Below are 6,921 nucleotides of genomic sequence, written 5' to 3'. Positions count from 1 at the left end.
GGTTCAACACTAAAAGGTATCATAGAGGGATCAAAGCCATACCAGCATCACTTTATACCGGGTAGTTTCAAAGTTTACTTAACAAAATGATAAGCTATTTATGAGAACGAGAAAAAGAGAGGATGTAGAGGGGGGAAACATGACGCGATACCGATGTAATGTGTGCAATGTGTATGAATACGATGACGTGAACGGTGATCCTGATAGCAGTATCAACCCGGGAACGAAGCCGGAAGACTTTTCGGAGGATTGGGGCTGCCCCGTTTGCGGCTCGGGTAAAACGCATTTACAGCCGCTATGATCAACGCAGTGAGGCACTCCACCATTTCAGAACCACGTCGATGGTTTTAGACATTAGAGCCGTTGGAGCTTGTGCAGAGGTTATAATCGTCTAAGGATTATGACCATATTCTACATTGCAAACAATTCTAAAAATTGTCGCCTGAGAAAAATTGTGGCATTTTCAAAAGAAATATGTCAGTGTTTTGAAGATAACCAGGTTGTTATTGCCATGGAGTAAGTAGCAATATACGACACGGTCAGCACAAAAAGGATATATGCAATAACACCTATATAAGGTAAATTTTGCTTGATAATTATATTTGTTGATAAAGAATCAAGCCAGAGTGAATTGAATAGTATAGTCAAACTGCACATCGCAATTAGAAATAAAAACGAAAGATACAGTAACTCCCCATACGTGGTACCATATTGATTCGAATCTGCTAACCTAAATTTTTTATCCACAACTCTACCATAGGGGATTCTCTCTACTGCTAAGACGTAAATAACTGCATAAATGCCAAGTAATGCAGCAGTCGTTTGCATTATCGCTGAAGGCAGCCAACAAGGATCTGGGGCCATTATAAAGATAAATATGTCCTTATAATAATAAAAAGGTACGATCCAAATCGCCCCTCTAAAAAGGTGTGTGCCAAAACATCTGAGTTTCTTTGTTTGTTGAAATGAAAGAAAATTTGATCGATGAAAGGACTCCGCCCCTTACTCCCAGAACCGTCGTGTCCGTGCGTATTTCCGCTCTTCGTCCAATATTTTACGGTAGAACTCGTGCTCCTCCTCGGTCTCCGTTGCCTGTAACGACGGGTTAAACCGCCTCATTATCCTCGAAGCCGTCTCTGGCCCCACACCGCGTGCTGCAAGTGCAATCACTGCATGGACACCGTGTGACAGTACCAGATTCGCGTTCCGGTACACGCGCATCACACGCTCTTTTTCAGTCCCTTTCTCTGCAGGTGTCTGATGAGTACGCGAGGTCTGTTTCACCAGCTTGATGTCGTCTGTCTCCCACGGCTTCAACGCGGCGATCAGCCGAGAATTGCAGACCGGGCAGATGAGCGATTCCGCACCGAGTTCGATAACGGTCTTCACGCGTCTGCGTGATTCCCAGCGTTTGCAGTTCACGCAGAACAAAATCACACGATCATTCAGTATCCTGTTCCGTAACGCTTCGATGATCAAGCTCTCGTCACGTTCCGTTGCCAGCAGATCGCGCCAGCCCATATAGCCCGAAGCGCCAATAGGACTCAACCCGTGCGACGAGAACCGGACGTTGAGCTCGCCCGCTTTCATACGCTTGACAACATCTATCGTACGCTCGACGTCCAGCTTATCGGTGAAGATCTCATGCACCGTCTCGCCGTAGATTGGCGTCTCCGAAAAGAGTTTTATAAGCTTATCCGCGGAAATCTGTTTCCGATCGAAGTTCTTCCGCAGCGCACCGAATCGTTTCGCTACATTCAACAGCTCCCACTTGAACAGGAACGAATTCTTCAAAGTCTTCTCCAGTAGCGCTCTGACATATTCCGGCTCGATCGCCTGTAACGTCTGCTGCACGGTATCTCTGGTCATCGTCTTGCCGGATTTCAATTTTATCCGGTACGGATCGATCTCCATCGAAATGTCCATACCGAGTCGCGCGCCGAGCAGCGTTATAAGTAACCGGCCAAAGGTCTCGTTCACCAGATGCCCGAAGCACGTGTTGAACACCACTTCGCGACCGCCATCCGCGAACTCCACGACGAGGTCATCAGATGTCGGCACCTGATAGCTCTTCTCTAATTGCGTCGCTATCAGCGCGATGAGCGTCTCGAAGCATTCGGCTTTCACGCCGTACTCCTGCTCTAACTCCTGCTTCAAATCGACAACGTTACCGCTGCCGTTAGTCGAAAGGAAATCGGCGATACGCGTCCTCAACCGGCCTACGTCTTGCGCGATGGCGAACGGCACGGGTATCTCCTCGCCTTCCCAGTTCGGGATCTCGCCCTCGCGTTTCACGCCCGGCTCCACTTTGAGTTTTGCGCCGCCACCATCGCCTTCTTCTTCCAGAACGGTATCAACGACCCGCCAGGTATCGCCCTTCGCCACGAATAACGCACCGGGCTCCGCGAAATTCAGTACGAACCGCTCGTCCAGCATGCAGATCAGCTTTCCCGTTACGATATCGTAAACTTCAACTTTCCGTTCGTTCGGTATCATCGAGAGGTTCTCGTAATAATAGCTCCGGGTGCTTTTGCCGCGCCACAGCCGCGTACCCTCCCGTTTCAACAAGCCCTCGGCCTGCAACTGCTCGATTACCAGTATCAAAGCCTCAGGCGAGAGTTTCCTGAACGGATACGCACGCTGTAGCAGAGCATAAAGTTTATCGATAGTAATCACACCCGTGTCCAGCAGCACACCGCAGATCTGGTTTGATAATACGTCTAAAGACGCCACCTTCAGTTTTATTGGCTCTATTTTGCCTTCTTTCGCACGCTGCGCTATTACTACCGATTCCGCAACGTCATCCGGCGTCAGTGCAATGATCTTGCCCCGTGACGTCTTCTGGAACGAATGCGAAGCGCGCCCCACACGCTGCACCAACCGCGTCACTTCACGCGGCGACGCGTACTGGACCACCATATCGATCGAGCCGATATCAATCCCGAGTTCCATCGAGCTCGTACATATAAGTCCCTTTATAGCGCCGCTCTTAAGAGCATCCTCCGCCTCTATTCGCATCTCCTTCGAGAGCGAGCCGTGATGCACACCGATCAACCCACGTTCGTACCTGTTCAAAATCGACCCGAGCATCTCCGCCGCGCGTCGCGTATTAACAAAGATCAAGGTCGATTCGTTACCTTCCTCGTTTACGATCTCCCTGATGGTGCGTACGTGCGCTAATACCTCGGGATCGACAGCCAACCCGCGTGCGGCAGTAACGTCTTCTTTCGTTCGCTTCGGGCTCAGGACTTCTATATCCACGGCCTTCGTGGAGACCGTGTTCACCACCTGCATCGACCTGCGACCCGCGAAGTACCTCGCCACCTCTTCCGGGTTGCCGACCGTTGCTGAGAGACAGATCCGTTGGAAATCGCCTGCGAGTTCCGACACGCGTTCTAACGCCACGGCAAGCTGCGCACCTCGTTTCGAATTCGCTAATTCGTGCACTTCGTCCACTATAACGTACTTTACAGTCTTCAAATTCTCACGCAGGCGCGAACCAGGGATCATCGCCTGGATCGTCTCCGGCGTCGTAATCAGCACATCGGGCGGTGCTATCGCTTGCCTTCTCCGTGCGTACGTACCGGTATCGCCGTGTCGCACCTCTATGCGAATATCGAGCTTCTCGCCCCAGCGCTCTAACCGCAAAAGCATGTCCCGGTTCAAAGCGCGTAACGGCGTTATGTAAAGTGCGTAAAAGCCCTTAGCATTACGATCATGCTGCTTCAAATCGAGTATCCTGTGCAGAACGGGTAATACCGCCGCTTCAGTCTTGCCCGAGCCCGTCGGCGCTATCAGTAGCACGTCCTCCTCCTTCAGGATACGGGGGATGCTCAGTTCCTGTGGCTCCGTGGGTACCGAGAAACTAGCGCCCAGTATCTCTTGTATCTCCGCGTTGAGCAGCGAAAATGCGTTCATTTCGTCTATCTCTTATCGCATGAAGTGCGTTTACTGGTATATACTATCAGGGAAAGCAGAAAAAGTTTGGACTGCACACGAACGGAACTTGCTTAGCGTGCAGTGCTGAGACTGTGGCACTCGATTTTTACTGCGTATGGCCAGATAAATGACACGAGCATCCCCTCTATAAACGCAACATCTTCGCTTTGCCTATCCGCCCCCATCAGGTATCCATTCATCCGGTAACTTCAGCTTTTCCAAGGAATACTTCTCTCGCAGCTGCTTCGCCGCTTCCGCAGGGGAGAGATTTTCTTCATGTACGAGTTTCCAGAATTCTTCGCTTATTTCGTCCATTTATTTGATTGATCGATCCATCCATCCATCTATCTATCTTTCTATCTCTCTCTCTTCCGTGGAGCAGGAGAGGAGGATCTGGGCCCAAACAAACGGTAGCTGATGCGGTTCTAACTAACGGGCCAGCTCAGTTCAGTAATAAATAACTGGGGCTGATGGGCCTTAAAACTTTTCTGGTGCTCAATACGTTGTCTATCAACCTCATGCATAGGAGTTTTAAAAAAAACAGAAGCGATTAGGGATGAAATGGTCCAAAAACACGCTAAGAGCTCAAAAACGCTCGGTACCAGTTATCAAACCCGCAATCCGCCGAATATGCTGATGAATAACGCTGCAGCGATGATATCTGCGGTAGAGCCTGGGTTGAGCCGTTCTCTTACCAGCTCATTGTCGAATGTCTCGATCTCCGCTCGTTTGTAGCCCTGCGATACAATCTGTTGAGCGCGCGCTCTCACGTATCTGCTCCTTTCGGCACCGAACTTCAGCGTGATAAATGTGTCCTCCTCTTCCGCGAGCAGATGGAGATCCGCATGCGTTATTGCATCATTGATCGATTCAGTCTTGGCGAAATCCGCGATTAGCGCGGCATACTTGAAGGTCAGCTCGAATCCACCCACCAGCTCCCGTGAAATCAAGTCGTAGGAGGCCGAGATGGATAGGAGCTCATAAAGCGTGAGCTGCTGCTTTTTGATTGCTGCGATTGAGGACTCGTCCGTCACGTCAAATTCCGGCACGTCTGTTCGCACCTTCACCTTGGCCTTCGGAAATGCCTGGTAGACCGCTATAGCATCGTCCGTGGTGGTATTCCGCATGATTGCCGCGGCTTCGTGCTTTAGCGCCTCCGGCTCGAAGCGTTCGCACGCCCCGGCAGCCATTGCTAACGGCACCAGCAGGAGAAGTGCGCCGAAATGGGTGTTCCCGCCGCGTTGCCATCCCGTGCTCTCCGCTACGCCAGCCCTTACCAAGTCCCCAACGCCCGTTCGGTCCGTTCGGCCTCGCACCGCTGCTGCTCTCAAGACGGGATACACGGCAACCGAAGAGGCAAGGAAATGCTCGTAGCTCGTATCGATGAAATCGTGCGTGCGGTCAACGTTACCGGGCTTGGGATACGCCGATACTTCCAGGAGCAAAGCCAATTGCGCACTTCGTGCAACGTCATCCTCGTCCATTCGCTTTATCCCGTTAATTACGTTTTAGCACGGTGGTCAGGAGATAGCTGATCGGTTAACTAAGTAAATAAGATTTATGCGGCAGAGATAAAAAGGTACTTTAGACCGTAGCTGCCTGAGGCGAGGCATGCGTGGGTGCGTGCGTGAGTGAGGCCGTAAAGTAAATAAGTAAGGATGTAGAAGGAGCGTGTGTAGAATAGAATGGAAAAAGGTCTTTCGGAGTTGCCACCGGGCGCAGTGCTTTCACAGAGCCAGATTAAAACGCTTTTGCAAACAGAACCCCCCTTGATCGAGAACGTTATTGATTTGAACACGCAGTTGCAGCCGAACGGCGTGGACTTGACGGTTCGGCATGTGGAGAAGGTCGTAAGTGCTGGCTGCGTGGATTTCAGTAACAAGGACCGGAAGCTTTCGGAGACCGAGCGACTCGATTTCGACGATGATCAGGTATTCTTATCACCCGGCGCGTACAAGGTACTTTACAACGAGATTGTCCATTTACCAAAGGATATAATGGCGATCGGAGCGCCGAGAACAACCCTTTTACGCTGCGGGGTTACCCTTGAAACGGGATTCTGGGACACCGGCTACGAGGGTCGGAGCGAATCTTTACTGATAGTAGCGAACGAAAAAGGGTTCTACGTGAAGAGAGATGCGCGTGTTCTTCAGTTATGCTTTATCAAGCTCGCTCAAGTCGCCAGCAGCGGATACCGTGGGCGATATCAATTGGAGAATATTGAGTAAATGCAGCCAAAGGACGCTTGAGTCGTGATTTGGTACCTGACCCGTACCTTCACGTCCGTTCTATCCGGTATATATCTGCCTGTATAACCTTTCTATCCTTCTTGTGGAACCAGAACCGTCTTTTTAACGGGAATGCGACCGGGAAACGCTGAATCGTCACCGAAGGAAGGATGCTTCTCACAAACGGTTCACTGCCCGCGTTAAGGATAGAATAAACAACGGGTGCGATCGCCAACGCTTTCTCCAAAAATACACGATCCGCATGCCTGTTCTGCCGCTGTGCGCCGAATGGCGGATTCATCACGACGGTATCACCTTCACCTTCTACTGCTCGCACGTCGCACTTCATGAATTCCACCTCCACGCCCAGTTTCTTACAATTCTGAAGCGCAACTTCGAGTGCCTTTTCATCGCGGTCTATCCCGATTACTGCGTGAGCACCCAGTACCTTCGCGCCGATTCCCAGGATACCGTTACCACAGCCGAGATCGTAAACCGTCCGACCTTCTATATCGCCGTTCATGAACGCGAAATGGAGCAATTCAGCAGCGACCGTAGCGGGCGTTGCGTACTGCTCGCTCTCCGCATCCGGCGTCGGTACGTCATCCACACGTTCCAGCATAATCTCCAGTTCCTTCTTCTTCATCGTTCAGGGGTCGCTAAAAACCTGTTAAGTAAACTTTGAAACTACCCGGTATAAAGTGATGCTGGTATGGCTTTGATCCCTCTATGATACCTTTTAGTGTTGAACCAT

Annotated in this window: 6 protein-coding genes; 2 read left to right on the top strand and 4 right to left on the bottom strand. The window is 50.8% G+C overall.

All coding sequences use genetic code 11. The features are described from left to right. The first annotated feature begins 139 nt into the window (after positions 1-139). Positions 140-301 (top strand): rubredoxin, encoded by a 162-nt coding sequence (locus JW878_04550; GenBank protein ID MBN1762333.1) that lies wholly within the window; start codon positions 140-142, stop codon positions 299-301. Between the two features lie 701 nt (positions 302-1,002). Here JW878_04550 and JW878_04545 read toward each other — a convergent pair. The 3 genes from JW878_04545 to JW878_04535 all read right to left on the bottom strand — a co-directional run bounded on the left by JW878_04545 (position 1,003) and on the right by JW878_04535 (position 5,423). After that, complete coding sequence (locus tag JW878_04545) at positions 1,003-3,918, bottom strand: DEAD/DEAH box helicase (protein ID MBN1762332.1); 2,916 nt, start codon at positions 3,916-3,918, stop codon at positions 1,003-1,005. Between the two features lie 192 nt (positions 3,919-4,110). Next, the gene (locus JW878_04540; GenBank protein MBN1762331.1) at positions 4,111-4,254 is read right to left on the bottom strand and encodes a hypothetical protein; all 144 of its coding nucleotides are present in this window, start codon (positions 4,252-4,254) and stop codon (positions 4,111-4,113) included. Between the two features lie 293 nt (positions 4,255-4,547). Then, positions 4,548-5,423, bottom strand: a complete 876-nt coding sequence (locus JW878_04535) for a triphosphoribosyl-dephospho-CoA synthase (protein ID MBN1762330.1) — start codon at positions 5,421-5,423, stop codon at positions 4,548-4,550. Positions 5,424-5,624: 201 nt separating this feature from the next. On the opposite strand from JW878_04535, the gene JW878_04530 reads away from it, so the two are divergent. Continuing rightward, the gene (locus JW878_04530) at positions 5,625-6,167 is read left to right on the top strand and encodes a deoxyuridine 5'-triphosphate nucleotidohydrolase (GenBank protein MBN1762329.1); all 543 of its coding nucleotides are present in this window, start codon (positions 5,625-5,627) and stop codon (positions 6,165-6,167) included. Positions 6,168-6,216: 49 nt separating this feature from the next. Here the strand turns inward: JW878_04530 and JW878_04525 are convergent, their stop codons facing one another. Then, entirely contained in the window at positions 6,217-6,813 is a 597-nt protein-coding gene (locus JW878_04525) for a methyltransferase (GenBank protein ID MBN1762328.1), read from the bottom strand. Between the last annotated feature and the right edge of the window lie 108 nt (positions 6,814-6,921).

This window comes from Methanomicrobia archaeon, assembly GCA_016930255.1.
Lineage (GTDB): Archaea > Halobacteriota > Syntropharchaeia > Alkanophagales > Methanospirareceae > JACGMN01.
Note: the sequence above shows the minus strand (reverse complement) of the source record. Positions and strands in the feature narration are given on the sequence as shown.